Raw genomic sequence first — 16,644 nt, forward strand, 5'->3', positions numbered from 1 at the left:
CCGGCGCTCAGAGCGTGTGGCCCACGAAGACGGGTTCGGGCTGCAGCAGCACACCGAACTCGCCCTGCACCCTGGCCTGCACGTAGCGGGCGAGCTGCGCCACGTCGGCGGCAGTGCCCGCCTCGCCCGCGCGGTTGGTGAGCGCGAGCGTGTGCTTCGACGAGATCGCCGCGGTCGAGCCGGGCAGCGAGAAGCCCTTGGCGATGCCGGCGTGCTCGATGAGCCAGGCGGCACTGAGCTTCACGTGGTACTCCGCGGGCAGCGCGCCCCGGTCGTCGCCGAGCGCGGCCCCGGTGCCCTGGTCGCCCTCGGGCTCGAGGGCGATGACGAGGTCGGGCTCGTCGGGTTCGATCTGCCAACGCGGCGCCTCGGAGGGCAGCGTGCGGGCGAACGACTCGGTGACGATCGGGTTGGTGAAGAAGGATCCCGCACTCACCGAATCGGCGTCGGCGGCGTCGAGCACCATGCCCTTCGAGGCGCGGAGCCACAGCACCGCACGGCGCACCTCGGCCACGGGAAGGCTGTCACCGAGTTCGATGCCCAGGGCCTTCGCGAGCTGGGGGTACCGCACCGGGGCGCTCAGCGCATCCGAGCCAGCGCCCGCATCCGGGCCCGCGCCCGCACCCGCTCGCGCGTCCGCACCCGCGTCGCGCAGCTCGAAGGTCACCGAGAGCACCACGCCGCGCAGCCCCCGCTTGAACACCGACGAGCGGTAGTCGAGCTCGAGCTCGTCGACGGGCATGCGCCGCACCTCGCCGGTGGCCGCGTCGAGGAAGTCGAGCGAGACGATGCTGTCGGCGACCTCTTGCCCGTAGGCCCCGATGTTCTGGATGGGCGCGGCGCCCACCGACCCCGGGATGCCCGAGAGGGCCTCGACCCCGCTCCAGCCCTGCTCGACGGCGTGGGCGACGAAGGCGTCCCAGGAGTGGCCGGCCTGCACGCGCACGCGCACCGTGCCGACCTTCGACATGACGGGTGCGATGCCCTCGGTGGCGACACGGATGACGGTGCCCTCGAAGCCCTCGTCGGCGACGACGACGTTCGAGCCGCCGCCCAGCACGAACCAGTCGCCGCCGTCGCTCCAGGTCTCGCGGGCGAGGTCGAGCAGCTCCTGCTCGCTGCGGGCGGTGACGAGCCGTTCGGCCGGACCGCCGACACGCAGCGTGGTGAACGGCGCGAGTGCCGCGTCGAACTCGACAGCGGTCACGGCAGCCTGACGCGCACCTGCGCCTTGCCGAGCACGGCGGTGTCGTCGACGGTGACCACGAGGTCGATGCGGGCGGTGCCCGCCTCCTCGTCGAGATGCCCGATCTTCGCCGAGACGGCGATCTCAGCGCCCGAGGCGGGGTCGACCACCACGGGCCGGGTGAACTTCACCTGGTAGTCGAGCACCCGGGCGGGGTCGCCCAACCACTCCACCACCGGCTGCACCGCGAGGCCCATGGTGAGCATCCCGTGCGCGAGCACGCCGGGGAGGCCGACCTCGGCCGCCACGTCGTCGCGGTAGTGGATGGCGTTGAAGTCGCCCGAGGCACCGGCGTAGCGCACCAGCGACTCCCGGCTGAGCGGGTAGCGCGCCTCGGCGACGACCTCGCCCACGGTGAACACCTGCACGGTGGCGTCGCCGCCCGCCGCGTCGGCGACGGCCTCTGCGGTGGCGATGCGGTCTTCGATGCTCATGCGTCTCCCCTCACCACGAGCGTCGAGGTCGCGGTGACCACGTGCTCGCCTGCTGCGTCGTGGATCGCCGTCTCGGCGGTGAGCATGGCGTTGCCGCCCAGCGTCTTGATGCTCGTCACCGCGAGCTGCGCGGTGAGCTCGTCGCCCGCCACGATCGGCCGCGAGTAGCTGAACTGCTGCGCGCCGTGCACCACATGGGTGAGCTCGATGCCCGCGTCTTCGGAGGCGAAGAGCTGGTCGAGGGTGAGCTGCTGCACCACGATGGCGAAGGTGGGCGGTGCCACGACGTCGGCGTAGCCCGCGTCACGGGCCGCCTCGACGCTCAGGTTGATGGGGCTCGAGGCGAAGACCGCGCGGGAGAACTCGCGCACCTTCTCCCGGCCCACCAGGTAGGGGGTCGTCTTGTCGAACTCGCGCCCGACCAGGTCTTGATTCACTGGCACGCGACCAGTCTACGGAGGTGGGGCGCGTGCGGGAGCGGGGCGCGCATCCGGAACCTGGTGGGCCGGTAGGGTCGGAGCGTGCGACTCGGAGTGCTCGACGTGGGATCCAACACCGTCCATCTGGTGGTGGTCGACGCCCACCCGGGCGCGCGGCCGGTGCCGGCCGCCGACCACAAGTCGGTGCTGCGGCTCATGCGCTACCTCGAGCCCGACGGCGGCATCAGCCGTGAGGGTGTCGCCGCGATCGTCGAGGCCATCTCGGCGGCGATGGCCGTGGCCAGGCGCGAGGGCATCGAGGAGCTGCTGCCCATGGCCACCTCAGCCCTGCGCGAGGCCCGCAACGGTGCCGAGGTGCTGGCCGAGATCGAGGCTGCCACCGGAGTGGCGCTGCGCGTGCTCACGGGTGAGGACGAGGGGCGGCTGACCTTCCTCGCCATCAGGCGGTGGTACGGGTGGTCGTCGGGGAACATCCTGCTGTTCGACATCGGTGGGGGGTCGCTGGAGATCGCGGCCGGCTCCGACGAGTATCCCGAGGTGGCGGTGTCACTGCCGCTCGGAGCTGGCCGCACCACCGTGCAGTTCTTCCCGGCCGACCCGCCGACACCCGAGCAGATGCTCGAGCTGCGGGCGCACTCGCGCCAGGTGATGAGGGCGGATGCGCTGCCGCTGTTCGAAGGGATGCCCCCGTTCCAGCACGTGGTCGGGTCGTCGAAGACGATCAGGTCGCTGGCGCGCCTTGCCGGTTCGAGCTCGGCGTCGGCCGGCGGGGAGGAGCGGCGCACGCTGCGTCGGGCAGACCTGAAGGACTGGATACCCCGGCTCGGGCAGTTGCCCGCCGAGGCGCGGCAGTCGCTGCCGGGGATCACGCCCGACCGCACCTTTCAGATCGTGGCGGGGGCGATCGTGCTGCACTCGGTGATGAAGCTGTACGACGTGGAGGAGCTCGAGGTGTCGCCGTGGGCGTTGCGCGAGGGGATCCTGCTGCGGTATCTCGACGGGCTCGAGGCGTGAGCGGGGGCGGCGCTGGCGCGGGCCTCGCTCGCGATCGCGGGTTCCTCGCCCACGCGATCGCCGAGGCGCGGGCCGGGCTCGCGGAGGGCGGCATCCCGATCGGTGCGGCGCTCGTGGTCGACGGCGAGGTGGTGGCGGTGGGCCGCAACCGCCGCGTGCAGAAGGGCTCGCCCACTCTCCATGGTGAGACCGACTGTCTGGAGAATGCGGGACGGTTGCCCGCATCCGTCTACGCCAGGGCCACCATGGTGACGACGCTGTCGCCGTGCGACATGTGCACGGGGGCGATCCTGCTGTACGGCATCCCGCGCGTGATCGTGGGCGAGAACCGCACCTTCTCCGGCGGCGAGGACTACCTGCGCTCCCGCGGCGTGACCGTCGACGTGCTCGACGACGAGGAGTGCGTGGCCCTCATGACGGGGTTCATCGCCGCCTCGCCCGAGCTGTGGAACGAGGACATCGGCGAGGAGTAGGCCGGCTCCGTGCAGGTCGGCGCGAACCCGCGACCAGCAGAACTACCTACGCCCCCGGCAGCCTGGCGCACGCGCCAGTACGCTCGACGCGACCCGGCGGGTGTTCCGGGACGTCTCGTCGCAGGGTGAAGGGGATCACGTGCCGAACGAACTCAGCCGCCGCACCGTCGTCGGAGCGGTCTGGGCAGCTCCCGTCGTGGCACTCGCCGCCGCCGCACCGGCGGCTGCCGCCTCGCCACTCCCGCCCACACCCCGTTTCGTCGACCAGATCACCATCACGACCGCCGAGAGCAACTTCATGCGCACGTTGTTCCAGATCGACGTGACCGGGTCGGGGTTCAGCGACGTCATCGGCGTGGGCTGGGAGACCAACGACTGGAACGTCGCCTACCCGCAGGGGTTCACGCAGTTCTGGACCTCGAGCGCCGAGACCGCGACGGGGTGGCTCGAGATCCCGACCTGGCACGAGGAGATCGTGGAGTACCAGGCCATCCTCGAGGTGACGATCCTCGGCAAGCGCGTCTCGTACGAGTACACCCGCCGGCCGTAGCGAGCGGATGCGCGGGCGGCGCCCACGCGCGGGCCGACGCGGGCGACGCGCCGGGTCGGTGGGTTCGCGGTCGTGAGTGCGGCGGGTCGAGTCGCGGATGGCGGCGGCGCTAACGGTCGCCCGAGACGGCCCACATCGCGACGGCGCTCGCGGCGGCGACGTTGAGCGAGTCGATGCCGTGCAGCATCGGGATGCTCACCACTGTGTCGGCAGCGGCCAGCGCCTCCGCGGTGAGGCCGTCGCCCTCGGCGCCGAGCACCAGGGCGACCCGCTCGGGGAGGCGGCGTTCGAAGTCGCGGAGGCTCACCGCATCCGGAGTGAGGGCGAGCGCCGCGATGTGGAAGCCGCGCGCGTGCAGCTGCGGGGCGAGCTCGTGCCACGGGCCGGTGCGGGTCCAGGGCACTTGGAGCACCGTGCCCATGCTCACCCGGATGGCGCGCCGGTAGTACGGATCGCTGCACTGCGGCGTCACCAGCACCGCGTCGGCGCCGATCGCCCCGGCCGAGCGGAAGATCGCGCCGAGGTTCGTGGGGTCGACCACGTTCTCCACCACGACGATCCGCCGCGCGCCGCCGGCCGCGCTGTCGGTGGTCGGGTCGCCAGCGGGGTTCGCCGCCGGGGCGGAGAGCAGCTCGTCGACGGGGCGGAGTGCGGGGCGCGACATCGAGGCGACCAGGGCGCGGTGCAGGCGGTAGCCGGTGAGTTCGGCGAGGAGGTCGTCGGAGCCGACGAAGACCGGGGTGTCGGGGTGTCCGGCTGCGGCGAGCGCGTCGAGGGCCTCGGCGGCCGCGCTCTCGAGCGCCAGCACCGAGCGGGGGCGGTGTCCGGCGGCGAGCGCCCGCTCGAACACCAGCAGCGACTCCGCGAGATAGAGCCCGTGCTCGCGGCCCGGTTCACGACGGCGCACGTTCTTCAGCGCGACATCGGTGGCGCGGGCGAAGTCGGCGAGGCGCGCATCGGCGATGTCGTGGAGATCGATGCGGGGCACGCCCAGAGTCTAGGCGCGGCCCGCCCGCCACGTTGGTCGCGCAAAGTGTCGCTTCGCGGCCTCGGGAGAGCACTTCGCGCGACCAGGAGCGGCGGGCTGGGCCTGCCCCACGCGCGGGCAAGCGCGGGTCAGCGCGGGGCGCTGAGGCGGCGGGTGATGGTGTGGGCCTGGTCGAGGAGGAGGCGCCCGAGCTCGGGGCGGCGGTCGGGGCGGAAGCGCGACTCGATGCCGGTGAGCGACAGCGCCCACGCCGGACGGCCGGCGGCGTCGAAGACCGCAGCGCCCATGCCCCAGCTCCCCTCGAGGATGAGCGCCGGGTTCACCGCGTACCCCGTCTCCCGGGTCGCCGCGATGCGCGACCGTAGCGCGTCGGGCGCGTGCTGCGGCCCCCACCTCTCCTCGAGCGCGGGCGCCGATGCCTCGAGGTACCCGTCGATCTCGTCGTCGCCAAGGAACGTCAGGATGGCGAGCCCCGCCGACGCCACCCCCAGCGGAAACCGCACCCCCTCGTACAGCACGAACGACCGCACCGGAAAGCTCCCCTCCTCGCGCAGCAGGCACACGGTCTCGTTGCCGCGCCGCGCCGAGAAGAAAGCGCTCTCGCCGGTCTCCCTGGCCAGGATGCGCACGCTCTCGCGCGCCGCATCCGTGATGTCGTAGCGGTCGGCCGCGAGCGACCCGAGCAGGTACAGCTCCGGCCCGAGGAACCAGCGGCCGTGCGCCGTGTCGTGGTCGACGAAGCCCTCGGCGGCGAGCGACGACAGCAGGCGGTGCGTGGTGGGGCGGGTGAAGCCCGTGGCGTGCGCGACGGCGGAGGCCGTGACACCGTCAGGGAACTCCGACACGACCTTCAGAACACGACTCACCCGCGATACCAGTTGCGCGCCCTGAACCGCCTCAGCCATCTGCGCGCCTCAGCTTGTCCATATGGTGAGCATACGCGCATCCGTCGACCACACTGCAAGAGAGCGGATGCGCGCGCGATTGACCCAGAATAAGCCCCGACATACGGTCGACACATCTGAAGAGGTGACCACCAGATGGACACGAAGGAGTGCCGAATGTCGAAGCTGTGGCCGGGAGCCGTCGAAGCGTTGCACGAGGCGGTGACCGACGGGAGCACCGTCGCGGTCGGCGGGTTTGGTCTGAGCGGAAACCCCAGCGACCTCATCGAGGCGCTGCGCGACACCGGCGCCACCGACCTCACCATCGTGTCGAACAACATGGGCGTCGACGGCAAGGGCCTCGGCGTGCTGCTCGAGAACCGTCAAGTGGCCAAGGTGATCGCCTCGTACGTCGGCGAGAACAAGCTGTTCGCCGCCCAGTACCTCAGCGGCGAGCTCGAGGTGGAGTTCGTGCCACAGGGCACGCTCGCCGAGCGACTCCGCGCCGGCGGGGCGGGCATCGCGGGTTTCTACACGAAGACCGGCGTCGGCACCCCCGTCGCCGAGGGCAAGCCGCTCGCCGAGTTCGACGGTGAGACCTACGTGCTCGAGCGCGGCATCGTGGCCGACGTCTCCCTCGTGCACGCGCACCGCGCCGACCGCGAGGGCAACCTCGTCTACCGGCACACCGCCCGCAACTTCAACCCGCTCGTCGCCACCGCGGGCCGGCTCACCATCGCCGAGGCCGAGGAGGTGGTGGACGGATGGCTCGACCCCGACACCGTCGTCACCCCCGGCATCTTCGTGCAGCGCCTCGTGACGGCGCGGCCGCGGGTGAAAGACATCGAGCAGCGCACGGTGAGGCCCCGCCCGGCCGGAGCGGCCGCCCCGGCCGCGACCACGGAGAGGATCGCGTCATGAGCTGGACACGGGACGAGATGGCGGCCATCGCCGCCGCCGAGCTGCGCGACGGTGAGTACGTGAACCTCGGCATCGGCATCCCGACCCTCGTCGCGAACCACCTTCCGCCCGGCGTGAACGTGACGCTGCAGAGCGAGAACGGGCTGCTCGGCATGGGCCCCTTCCCCTACGAGGGCGAGGAGGACGCCGACCTCATCAACGCCGGCAAGCAGACCGTCACCCTGCTGGGCGGCGGAAGCTACTTCGACTCGGCCACCTCGTTCGGCATGATCCGCGGCGGGCACGTGGCGAAGGCCATCCTGGGTGCGCTGCAGGTCGCGGGGAACGGCGATCTCGCGAACTGGACCATCCCGGGCAAGCTCGTGAAGGGCATGGGCGGCGCCATGGACCTCGTCGCCGGTACCCCGCGCGTGATCGTCATCACCGACCACCTCTCGAAAGACGGCTCCCCGAAGATCGTCGAGCGCTGCGACCTGCCCCTCACGGGCGCCGGCGTGGTCGACCGCATCATCAGCGACCTCGCCGTCTTCGACGTCACGGATGGCGCGCTGGTGCTGCGGGCGACAGCGCCCGGCGTGACGGTCGACGAGGTGCGCGCGAAGACCGGTGCGGCATTCGGCGTCGATCTCGACGAGACTGTGCTGAGTGCTGTCACCGCCGACACAGAAGGAGCACCGGCATGAGCGCCGTCATCGTGGGCTACGCCCGCACCCCGTTCGTGAAGTTCACCGGGCAGTTCGCCACCGTTCCCGCCACCGAGCTGGGTGCGGCGGCCATCCGCGCCGCGTTGGAGCGGGCCGGGGTGGCCGCCGACGAGGTCGACCGCGTGTTCGCCGGGCAGGTGCTGCAGGCGGGGGCCGGGCAGAACCCGGCCCGTCAGGCGGCGGCGGGGGCGGGCATCCCGCTCACCGTGCCGGCCATGACGCTGAACGCCGTGTGCCTCTCGGGCACCGAGGCCGTGGTGTCGGGTGTGCGACTGATCGAGACCGGGGAGGCCGACATCGTGGTGGCCGCCGGGCAGGAGTCGATGACCCTCGCCCCGCACGCCTGGCCGGGCTCGCGGGCGGGCAAGCGCTACGGATCGATCGAACTCGTCGACCTGCTCGACCACGACGGCCTCACCGACGCCTTCGAGAAGCGCTCGATGGGCGCCTCGACCGAGAGCCGCAACGAGGGGCTCTCGATCTCACGCGAGGAGCAGGACGAATGGGCCGCCTCCTCGCACCAGCGCCTCGCCGCGTCGGAGGAGTTCCAGGCCGGCGAGATCGTGCCGTTCTCGGTGCCCGGACGCCGCGGGTCGACGGTCGTGACGGCCGACGACGGGTTGCGTGCCGACACGACCGCCTCGTCGCTCGCGGGTCTGCGGCCGGCCTTCGGAGCATCCGGAACCATCACGGCGGGCAACTCGTCGCAGATCACGGATGGCGCGGCCGCCCTCGTGCTGATGAGCGAGAGCGCAGCGGCGTCGCGGGGAATCAAGGCGATCGCGCGTGTGCTCGCGCACTCCTTCGTGGCGGGGCCCGACGTGTCGCTGCACGCGCAGCCGTCGAACGCCATCGCGGCGGCGCTCGCGAAGACCCGGCATGAGGCGTCGGCGCTGAGCGCGATCGAGATCAACGAGGCGTTCGCGGCGGTGGCGGTGCACTCCACGCGCGAGCTCGGGGTCGACCCGGCGATCGTGAACGCGCACGGCGGGGCGATCGCGCTCGGGCACCCCGTGGGGGCGTCGGGCACGCGAATCGTCGGCACGCTCGCGCGCCAACTCGCGGCTGCGGGGCCCGGGTCGCTGGGAGCCGCGGGCATCTGCGGCGGCGGCGGGCTGGGGGCGGCGGTCATCCTCGAGGCGGTGTAGCGGGCGCTGGCGCGGCGAGCGCGGCCGCGCGGGTGCCGCGGCGATTGCGGGTCCGTGCGCCGCGGAACGGCCGTTAGGGCCGTTGCAGCACGACCGATGTCGGGGTCGCCGCGCGACTTGCCGCGGCCCGCACCGACCATGCGACCGCCCAGCCGAGGCAGGCGCCGGCCGTGTTGGTGATGATGTCGTTGATGTCGGCGGTGCGGCCCGCATCCATCGCGTACTGGGTGATCTCGATCGCCAGCGTCGACCCGAGTGCGACGAGGAACGTGGGCGCGAAGCGCACTCCCGCCGCCACCAGCAGCACACCGAGCGGCACGAACACGAAGAGGTTGAGCACGGCGTCGATCGCCGACCCCGTGCCGTCGAAGAGGAGTGGCACGAGGTTGAGTCGCACGCCGAGACCCGATCCAGGCCGGAGCGTCATGAACCCCACGGCGAGCGCCCACACCACCGCGAGCAGCGGCGCACCCACGCGCGAGGGTCGCGCCGATGCCCCCGCCACCCCCGCACGCACGAGCCCCACCACCGCGAGCCCCACGAGGGTCGCGGCGAACAGCAGGTTCAGGGCGAAGCTCGTCATGATCGCCCTAGCCTGCCCCACCCGCACCCGCTCTCCCTGAGTGCGGGCTTGGACACTCCTGGGGGGTGGCGCGAGGGGGCGTGTGACGCCGTGTGACCTCGGGGGCGGAGGGGGTGCGGGGAGCGCCGTAGGATTGAGGGTGGCTCCCGGCTGAGGCGACTCCCGGCGGGCGCCGCGCCGCATCCCGAAACCACCACGAGTCAGCCCGGGTGCCGCGCACAACCCGAACGCACCACCCGCACCCAGCACCCAGCACCCGCTTCCAGCACCCCGCACCCCTGCACCCAGCACCCCGAATCACCGTTAGGACATTCCCATGCCCTCATTCGCGCGCCGCACCCTCGCGGCGACCGCCGCGGCCGGCCTCCTCGTCACCCTCGCCGCCTGCAGCTCGGGCGGCGACGCCTCGAGCACCGGCGCCTCAGGCGGCGACACCGACGCGTCGATCATCGTGATCACGCCCACCCCGGTCGGCTCCAACAACTTCCTGCAGCTCGCCGTCGACGGCGCGAACGAGGCGGGCGAGAAGTACAACGCCAGCGTCGACGTCTACGAGAGCGAAGACCCGACGAGCATCCAGCAGAACATCGACGCCGCCGTGCGCGAGAAGCCGAGCGTGATCGTGGGCGTGAGCTTCAGCGTGCTCGACCAGATCACCGCTGCCGCCGCTGACTACCCCGACCAGCAGTTCCTGCTCATCGACACCTCGGCCGAGAACCCCACCGAGAACCTCACCGCCGCCGTGTTCAAGGAGTACGAGGCGACTTACCTCACCGGTGTCGAGGCCGGCCTCCTCACCCAGTCGGGCGACGTCGGCGTGGTCGCCTCGCTCGACACCCCGTTCCTGCACCGCTGGGTCGACCCCTTCTTCGAGGGCGCGAAGAGCGTGAAGCCCGACGTGAAGACCGCCGTGCAGTACGTGGGCGGCGACAACCCGTTCGGTGACCAGGCCCGCGCGAAAGCGCAGGCGCAGATCCTCGCCGACGGCGGCGCCGACTACGTGCAGGCCGCGGCCTCCGGCGGCAATCTCGGCGTCTTCGAGGCCGCCAGCGAGACCGGCTTCAAGGCCTTCGGCGTCGACACCAACCAGTGCCTCGACTCCCCCGGCAACGTGGTCGACAACGCCATCAAGCGCGTCGACGTGGCGGTCGTGAACTCCGTCGGCGACATCCTCGACGGCAAGACCGGCGGCTTCACCGCCTACGGCCTCGCCGAGGGCGGCGTGGGCCTCACCGGCCTCGAAGACGGCGTCGCCGACTCCGAGTGCCTCATCGCCGACCACCCCGACGTGATCGAGAAGGTCGCCGCCGTGCGCGACCAGATCGTCTCGGGCGAGATCGTGGTTCAAGACCCGCTCACCGCTGGATGACCCTTCCCGCAGCACAGCAGGTTCCGGCAGTTCCCGCAGTCGAACTGACCGGTATCGGCAAGAGGTTCGGCGCCGTCGTGGCCAACGACGGCGTCGACCTCGTGCTGCGCCGCGGCTCCGTGCACGCCGTGATGGGCGAGAACGGCGCCGGCAAGTCGACGCTCATGTCGATGCTGTTCGGCCTGCTGAAACCGGATGCGGGTGAGATCAAGGTCGACGGCTCACCGGTCTCCTTCGACGGCCCGCTCGACGCCATCGCCGCGGGTCTCGGCATGGTGCACCAGCACTTCAGGCTGTTCGTCTCGATGTCGGTGGCCGACAACGTGGTGTACGGCGCCGAACCGCGCCGCCGCGGACTCGTCGACCGCTCCGCCGCCCGCGCCCGCGTGCGTGAGCTGAGCGAGCGCTACGGCCTGGAGACCGACCCGGATGCTGTGGTCGGCACCCTCTCGGCCGGCGCCCGGCAGCGCGTCGAGATCCTCAAGGCGCTGCATCGCGACGCCCGCATCCTGATCCTCGACGAACCCACCGCGGTGCTCACGCCGAGCGAGGTGGACTCGCTGTTCGCCGTCATCCGCCGGGCCGCCGACGCCGGGAGCACGGTGGTCTTGGTCACGCACAAGATCCAGGAGGTGCTCGCCATCTCCGACGAGGTCACCGTGCTGCGCGACGGCCGCGTGACCGGGCGGTTCGCCACCGCGGAGGTGACCAGCGCATCCCTCGTGCAGGCGATGACCGGGCGTGAGATCGACGAGGTGCAGAACCCCGGCACCGGCACGACCGGCGATGCAGTGCTCGAGATCGCGGGCCTGAGCGTCGGAGGCGCTGGCGGCACCGTGCGCAGCGTCGACGACGTCTCGCTCACCGTGCGCACGGGCGAGATCGTGGGCATCGCGGGCGTCTCGGGCAACGGACAGCACGAGCTCGTCGCCGCCGTGCTCGGCACCGTGCCGGCCGACGAGGGCACCGTGCTCGTCTCCGGCACCGACGTCGCCGGCCGCAGCGTGCGCGACCGCCGCGCCCTCGGCCTCGCCGTCATCCCCGAAGACCGCCGCGGTGAGGGCACCGCCGTCACGATGTCGCTCGCCGAGAACGTGACCCTCGGCCACCACCGCACCCCGCCCATCGGCGCGTCGAAGGGCATCGGCCGCGGGTGGATGTCGATCCGCGCCGAGCGCGCCCGCGCCCGCCAGCTCATCGCCGACTACGACGTGCGCACCTCGGGCGAGCTCGCGACCGTCGGCTCGCTCTCGGGCGGCAACGCGCAGAAGGTCGTGATCGCCCGCGAGCTCTCTCACGGGGCGCCGCTGCTCATCGCCGAGCAGCCGACGCAGGGTGTGGATGTGGGGGCGATCGAGTCGATCCACGGGCGACTGCTCGACTACCGCGCCTCGGGCAAGGGGGTGCTGCTGGTGTCGCACGAGATCAGCGAGCTGCTCGCCCTCGCCGACCGCGTGCTGGTGATGTACTCGGGCCGCATCGTCGCCGAGTTCCCGCGCGCCGAGGCCACGGCCGCGCGCATCGGCGCGGCGATGGCGGGCGCTGCGGCGCACGACGAAGCGGCGGCGGCCGAGCCGGCGACTGCGGCTGAGGCGCCAGCCGCCGGGGCGCCAGCGTCCGCAGTGGGCGCGCGAGGTGCGGCTGCGGCTGCGGCCGAGTCGGCGACTGCGGCCGAGGCGCCAGCGGCCGCGGCCGAAGCGCGCGGTGCGGGAGCGGCCGACCGCACCGAGCACGCGCACGACGGCCCGGATGCGCACCCCACCCGCCCGGTCGCCCCGCCCCACGATCCCGTGCAGACCGCCATCGACCGCGAAGACGAGGGCCCCCGCCCATGAGCACCACCACGCCGCCCGACGCGCAGGCGACCCCACCCGAGGCACCGGCCGGCGCGACGCGCGCTGCCCGGCCGGCCACGCGCATCCTGAACACCGCCCTGCGGCACCCCGCGGTCGTGCCGATCGGAGCGGTCGTGCTCGCGCTGCTGATCGGCGCCGCCATCATGCTCGCCGCCGGGCTCGACCCGATCGTCGCCTACACGGCCGTGGTGTCGGGCGCCCTCGAGCCGGGCACGCTCGACTATACCTTCTCGGTCTGGGGCTTCATCTGCGGCATGGCCCTGGCAGCCGCCATCCCGTTGCGGATGGGCGAGTTCAACCTCGGCGGCAACGGGCAGCTCGTGCTGGGTGGCCTCACCGCAGCGCTCATCGCCGGGTACGCCCCGCTGCCGGGACCCATCGTCATCCCGCTCGCCGTGATCGGCGCGGCCGTTGTGTCGGGCGCCTTTGGAGCCCTCTCCGCGCCGCTCGCCACCCGGTTCGGCATCCCCATCATCATCTCGACGCTGCTGCTCTCGCCGGTCGCCGTGGCGATCGTGTCGTACCTGGTGCGCTTCCAGATCGGCGAGGCCGGCTCGGCCGTGGCGCAGACCCCGCGCCTGCCCGAGGGCGCTCGCATGTGGGCGCTGGGCGACTTCTCGTACTCGAACGTGGGGCTACTCATCATCATCGCGATGATGATCGTGTTCTGGGTGGTCGACTCCCGCAGCGCCGTCGGCTACGAGCTGCGGGTCGTGGGGGCGAATCGCCGCTTCGGCGCCTACGGCGGAGTGCGCGTCGGCAGGCTCGCGCTCGGCGCCATGGCCGCGGCGGGGGCGGCCGCGGGTGTGGTGGGCGCCATCATCGTGATGTCGTCGCCGTACCGCCTCATCGACGGGGCCCTCATCTCGCCCGGGTACACCTTCGCCGGTGTCGCCGCCGCGCTGCTCGCGGGCGGACGGCCTCTGCTGGTACCCGTGACCGCCATCCTGTTCACCGTGCTGCAGGTCGGCGGCGCCGCCATGGAGCGCTCGGCCGACGTGCCGCGCCAGCTCTCCGACGTGCTGCAAGGTGTGGTGATCGTGGTGCTGGCGCTCCGCGTCGTGCTCGACCAGCGCCGCAGCGAGAGGAGCTCGGCCTGATGCAGCTGTTCGAGCTCAGCTTCGTGGCGGCGGTGCTGCTGGCCGCCACGCCCATCCTCTACGCCGCCCTCGCGGGCGCCCTCTCGGCGCAGGCCGGCGTGTTCAACATCGCGCTCGAGGGGCAGATGCTGTGGGGCGCGTTCGCGGCCGTCGCGGGCAGCTACTACACGGGGAGCGCCTGGGGCGGAGTGCTCGTCGCGCTCGTCAGCACCGCGCTGTTCGCCGTCATCCTTGCGGTGGGCTCGGCGCGCTGGAAGGCCGACCCGATCATCATCGCGATCGGCACGAACCTGCTGGCCCTCGGACTGACGGGCTTCCTCCTGAGCGTGCTGTTCGACGTGTCGGGCTCGTTCGCTCCGCGCGGGCTGCAGGGCCTGCCGAAGATGGCGTTCCTCAGCGACATCCCCGTCATCGGCCCCATCTTCGCCGGCCAGACCGTGCTCGTGCCGCTCGCCTTCGTGGTGATCGTCGCCGCGGGGTTCTGGCTGAAGCGCACCCCGGCGGGGCTGCGTCTGCGGGGCGTCGGCGAGCATCCGGATGCGGCGACCGCGCTGGGCGTGAACGTCGCGTCGTACCAGACCTGGACCACCATCGTCGGCGGTGCCCTCTGCGGCGTCGCGGGCGCCCAGCTGGCGCTCGGCAACGTGACCGTGTTCACCGAGAACATGACGGCGGGGCGCGGCTGGATCGCCGTCGCGGCCGTGATGCTGGTCGCCGGGCGGCCGTTCTGGCTGCCCGTGGCCTGCCTCGGGTTCGGTGCCGCTGAAGCGCTCGGGTTCCGGCTGCAGGGCATCGGCGCCCCGCAGCAGCTCACCGACGCCGCCCCCTACGCCATCACGCTGGTGGTGCTGGTGCTCACCCGCATCGGCTTCGCCCGCCGCAACCGCTCCCGCACCCTGATCGACTCGTGAGGACCACCCGATGACCGACTCCGCATCCGCTTCCGCCGCATCCGCCGCCGGCTCGGCCGCCGCATCCGCCCCCGCCGCGTCGCCGGTCGGCGCCACCGCCGCATCCGCCCCCGCCGACGGCGTGCGGCACATCGTGCTCGACACCGACACCGGCATCGACGACGCCCTCGCGCTGCTCTACCTGGCCGGGCGCGACGACGCCGAGATCTCGGCGATCACCTCGGTGTACGGCAACACGCCCGTGGAGGCGGCGCTCACCAACATCGCGCGTGTGCTGAAGGTCGCCGGTCTCGAAGACACTCTCGTCGCGCGCGGCGCGGCAGGCCCGATCGACGGCGAGCCGCGCATCGCGTCGCACGTGCACGGCGTCGACGGCCTCGGCGATCTGTGGAGTGACCCGATCGAGCCGAAGAACCTGTCGCCGCTGTCGTCGGCGGAGCTGCTCGTCGAGCTCGGCCGCTCGCGCCCGGGCTACTACGACCTGCTGCCGATCGGACCGCTCACCAACCTCGGGCTGGCGCTCGAGATCGAGCCGAACCTGCTGACGCTGTACCGTTCGGTCGTCATCATGGGCGGCTCGGGCCCCTTCCCGCCGCTCGGCACGGTGCAGATGGTGGATGCGAACATCCACAACGACGCCGAAGCATCGGCCCGGGTGTTCGCCGCGCCGCGCAACCAGCTCGTGATGGTGGGCGTGAACGTCACCGCCGGAACGATCGTCGACGAGCAGGCCGTGCAGGCGCTGCACCGCGCCGGCACCGAGTGGGGCACCTTCTCGGCGCAGGTGCTCGAGGCGTACATGGACTTCTACCAGTACTCCTGGGGCCGCCGCGTCTCGCCCGCCCACGACGGCCTCGCCGCCGCGCTGCTCGTGCAGCCCGAGTGGATCACCTCCTCCGTCAGCGGCCCCGTGAACATCACCTCCGACGGCTTCTTCACCCGCGCCCACCTCATGCAGACCGCGAACGGCCTCCCCGTCTCGTGGCCCTCCGACCCCGCCCCCGACACCCTCGTCGTACTCGACGTCGACCGCGAGGCCTTCCTCACCGACTTCGTGCGCGTGCTCTCCGGCCGCTGACCCCTCGCACGCAGAGCGCGCTCGCGCGGGCATGGGTGCGCGCAAGCGCGCGACCCGCGTTAGTCGCGCAAACTGCTCCTCTGGGGCGCTTCAAGAGCACTCTGTGCGACTGACACGCGGGACAGGATGCGCGCGAGGTCGGGGGTGGTCGCACGCGCGGGGAGGCTGCCTGGGTTAGTCGCACAAAATGCTCCCTCGGGGCCCTTTAGGAGCACTTCGCGCGACTAACGTGCGGGGTTGGATGCTCGCGCAGCTGAAGAGGGAGGCCCAGAAGGGCGGGCTGGCTGCTTTGGTCGGGCAAAGTGCTGCTTTGGCGCGCTGAAGGAGCACTTTGTGCGACTAACGCGCGGGGCCCGAGGCGCGGGACGCGGGGCCCGAGGCGCGGGGGCGCGGGGGCGCGGGGGCGGGCCCGCTTCAGGCTGGCTTCAGCGGGGGTGGGGGATCGTGGGGTTTCACCGAGACGATTCCTCAGGAGGACGAGATGCGGAAGAAGACCATGATCATCGGCGGAGCCGTGGTGGCGGGAGTGCTGCTGCTCGGCGGAACCGGGGTGGCGTACGCCGCGACCGACGGGTTCGAGTTCGACGGGAGCGACGACCGGGCGGGCGGGCAGGGGTCGGTCGAGACCGTCGACGCCGCCGACGCGCTGACGGGGCCCGACCTCGAGCGGGCCAGCGAGGTCGCGCTGGCCGAGATCGACGGGGGTTCCGTCGTCACCGCCGAGCGCGACGACGACGGGTTCGAGCTCGAGCTGCGGGCCGACGACGGACGGTACTGGGAGGTCGACCTCGACGCGGCGTTCGCCGTGGTCAAGGTCGAGCTCGACGACGACGTCGTCGCTCCCGCTCCCGCGCCCACCCCGGCGACCACCACCGCCCCCTGAGGGGGTGCGAGGGGCGGGCGCGCACGGGCGCACCCCGCCCCTCGCCGGTAGCGTGAGAACGG

The 16,644-nt window shown here is 72.3% G+C and carries 18 protein-coding genes; 12 read left to right on the forward strand and 6 right to left on the reverse strand.

Annotated features, from left to right (window positions below; translation table 11 throughout):
* Positions 1-7 precede the first annotated feature (7 nt).
* The 3 genes from HL652_RS14485 to HL652_RS14495 are packed head-to-tail and all read right to left on the reverse strand — an operon-like array spanning position 8 to position 2,123.
* A complete protein-coding gene (locus HL652_RS14485) occupies positions 8-1,207 on the reverse strand; it encodes a UDP-N-acetylmuramate dehydrogenase (RefSeq protein ID WP_171705963.1) in 1,200 nt (399 codons plus the stop codon).
* Entirely contained in the window at positions 1,204-1,680 is a 477-nt protein-coding gene (locus HL652_RS14490; protein ID WP_171705964.1) for a MaoC family dehydratase, read from the reverse strand. Before HL652_RS14490 ends, HL652_RS14485 begins: the two co-directional genes overlap by 4 nt.
* Entirely contained in the window at positions 1,677-2,123 is a 447-nt protein-coding gene (locus HL652_RS14495) for an FAS1-like dehydratase domain-containing protein (RefSeq protein WP_171705965.1), read from the reverse strand. The genes HL652_RS14490 and HL652_RS14495 overlap by 4 nt, the downstream gene beginning before the upstream one ends.
* Positions 2,124-2,201: 78 nt before the next feature.
* Between HL652_RS14495 and HL652_RS14500 the strand changes: the two genes are divergently transcribed.
* The 3 genes from HL652_RS14500 to HL652_RS14510 all read left to right on the forward strand — a co-directional run bounded on the left by HL652_RS14500 (position 2,202) and on the right by HL652_RS14510 (position 4,157).
* On the forward strand, positions 2,202-3,134 hold the full coding sequence (locus HL652_RS14500) for a Ppx/GppA phosphatase family protein (protein ID WP_171705966.1): 933 nt from the start codon (positions 2,202-2,204) through the stop codon (positions 3,132-3,134).
* Positions 3,131-3,607: a nucleoside deaminase gene (locus tag HL652_RS14505; protein WP_171705967.1), complete on the forward strand. Its 477-nt coding sequence runs from the start codon at positions 3,131-3,133 to the stop codon at positions 3,605-3,607. The genes HL652_RS14500 and HL652_RS14505 overlap by 4 nt, the downstream gene beginning before the upstream one ends.
* Before the next feature lie 139 nt (positions 3,608-3,746).
* Positions 3,747-4,157, forward strand: coding sequence for a hypothetical protein (locus HL652_RS14510; RefSeq protein WP_171705968.1), 411 nt, complete (start codon positions 3,747-3,749; stop codon positions 4,155-4,157).
* A 109-nt stretch (positions 4,158-4,266) separates the two neighbouring features.
* Here the strand turns inward: HL652_RS14510 and HL652_RS14515 are convergent, their stop codons facing one another.
* Both HL652_RS14515 and HL652_RS14520 read right to left on the reverse strand, forming a co-directional pair.
* Positions 4,267-5,145 carry a TrmH family RNA methyltransferase gene (locus HL652_RS14515; protein WP_171705969.1) on the reverse strand — a complete coding sequence of 293 codons (879 nt, stop codon included), beginning with the start codon at positions 5,143-5,145 and terminating at the stop codon, positions 4,267-4,269.
* Positions 5,146-5,273: 128 nt separating this feature from the next.
* Positions 5,274-6,050, reverse strand: coding sequence for an IclR family transcriptional regulator (locus tag HL652_RS14520; protein ID WP_171705970.1), 777 nt, complete (start codon positions 6,048-6,050; stop codon positions 5,274-5,276).
* A 156-nt stretch (positions 6,051-6,206) separates the two neighbouring features.
* Between HL652_RS14520 and HL652_RS14525 the strand changes: the two genes are divergently transcribed.
* The 3 genes from HL652_RS14525 to HL652_RS14535 are packed head-to-tail and all read left to right on the forward strand — an operon-like array spanning position 6,207 to position 8,802.
* Positions 6,207-6,950 carry a CoA transferase subunit A gene (locus tag HL652_RS14525; RefSeq protein WP_171705971.1) on the forward strand — a complete coding sequence of 248 codons (744 nt, stop codon included), beginning with the start codon at positions 6,207-6,209 and terminating at the stop codon, positions 6,948-6,950.
* On the forward strand, positions 6,947-7,633 hold the full coding sequence (locus tag HL652_RS14530) for a CoA transferase subunit B (protein ID WP_171705972.1): 687 nt from the start codon (positions 6,947-6,949) through the stop codon (positions 7,631-7,633). Before HL652_RS14525 ends, HL652_RS14530 begins: the two co-directional genes overlap by 4 nt.
* A complete protein-coding gene (locus HL652_RS14535) occupies positions 7,630-8,802 on the forward strand; it encodes an acetyl-CoA C-acyltransferase (RefSeq protein ID WP_171705973.1) in 1,173 nt (390 codons plus the stop codon). Before HL652_RS14530 ends, HL652_RS14535 begins: the two co-directional genes overlap by 4 nt.
* 73 nt (positions 8,803-8,875) lie before the next feature.
* Here HL652_RS14535 and HL652_RS14540 read toward each other — a convergent pair whose 3' ends face one another.
* Positions 8,876-9,385, reverse strand: a complete 510-nt coding sequence (locus tag HL652_RS14540; protein WP_171705974.1) for a VanZ family protein — start codon at positions 9,383-9,385, stop codon at positions 8,876-8,878.
* A 316-nt stretch (positions 9,386-9,701) separates the two neighbouring features.
* Between HL652_RS14540 and HL652_RS14545 the strand changes: the two genes are divergently transcribed.
* From HL652_RS14545 to HL652_RS14570, 6 genes are all read left to right on the forward strand, one after another.
* The gene (locus HL652_RS14545) at positions 9,702-10,754 is read left to right on the forward strand and encodes a BMP family ABC transporter substrate-binding protein (protein WP_171705975.1); all 1,053 of its coding nucleotides are present in this window, start codon (positions 9,702-9,704) and stop codon (positions 10,752-10,754) included.
* Entirely contained in the window at positions 10,751-12,589 is a 1,839-nt protein-coding gene (locus HL652_RS14550) for an ABC transporter ATP-binding protein (protein ID WP_171705976.1), read from the forward strand. The genes HL652_RS14545 and HL652_RS14550 overlap by 4 nt, the downstream gene beginning before the upstream one ends.
* Positions 12,586-13,710, forward strand: coding sequence for an ABC transporter permease (locus HL652_RS14555; RefSeq protein WP_171705977.1), 1,125 nt, complete (start codon positions 12,586-12,588; stop codon positions 13,708-13,710). The genes HL652_RS14550 and HL652_RS14555 overlap by 4 nt, the downstream gene beginning before the upstream one ends.
* Complete coding sequence (locus tag HL652_RS14560) at positions 13,710-14,621, forward strand: ABC transporter permease (RefSeq protein ID WP_171705978.1); 912 nt, start codon at positions 13,710-13,712, stop codon at positions 14,619-14,621. Before HL652_RS14555 ends, HL652_RS14560 begins: the two co-directional genes overlap by 1 nt.
* Positions 14,622-14,631: 10 nt before the next feature.
* Positions 14,632-15,699 (forward strand): nucleoside hydrolase, encoded by a 1,068-nt coding sequence (locus tag HL652_RS14565; RefSeq protein WP_171705979.1) that lies wholly within the window; start codon positions 14,632-14,634, stop codon positions 15,697-15,699.
* Positions 15,700-16,180: 481 nt separating this feature from the next.
* Positions 16,181-16,582, forward strand: a complete 402-nt coding sequence (locus HL652_RS14570) for a hypothetical protein (RefSeq protein WP_171705980.1) — start codon at positions 16,181-16,183, stop codon at positions 16,580-16,582.
* Positions 16,583-16,644 lie beyond the last annotated feature (62 nt).

It is taken from the genome of Herbiconiux sp. SALV-R1, from assembly GCF_013113715.1.
In the GTDB taxonomy this organism is placed as follows: domain Bacteria; phylum Actinomycetota; class Actinomycetes; order Actinomycetales; family Microbacteriaceae; genus Herbiconiux.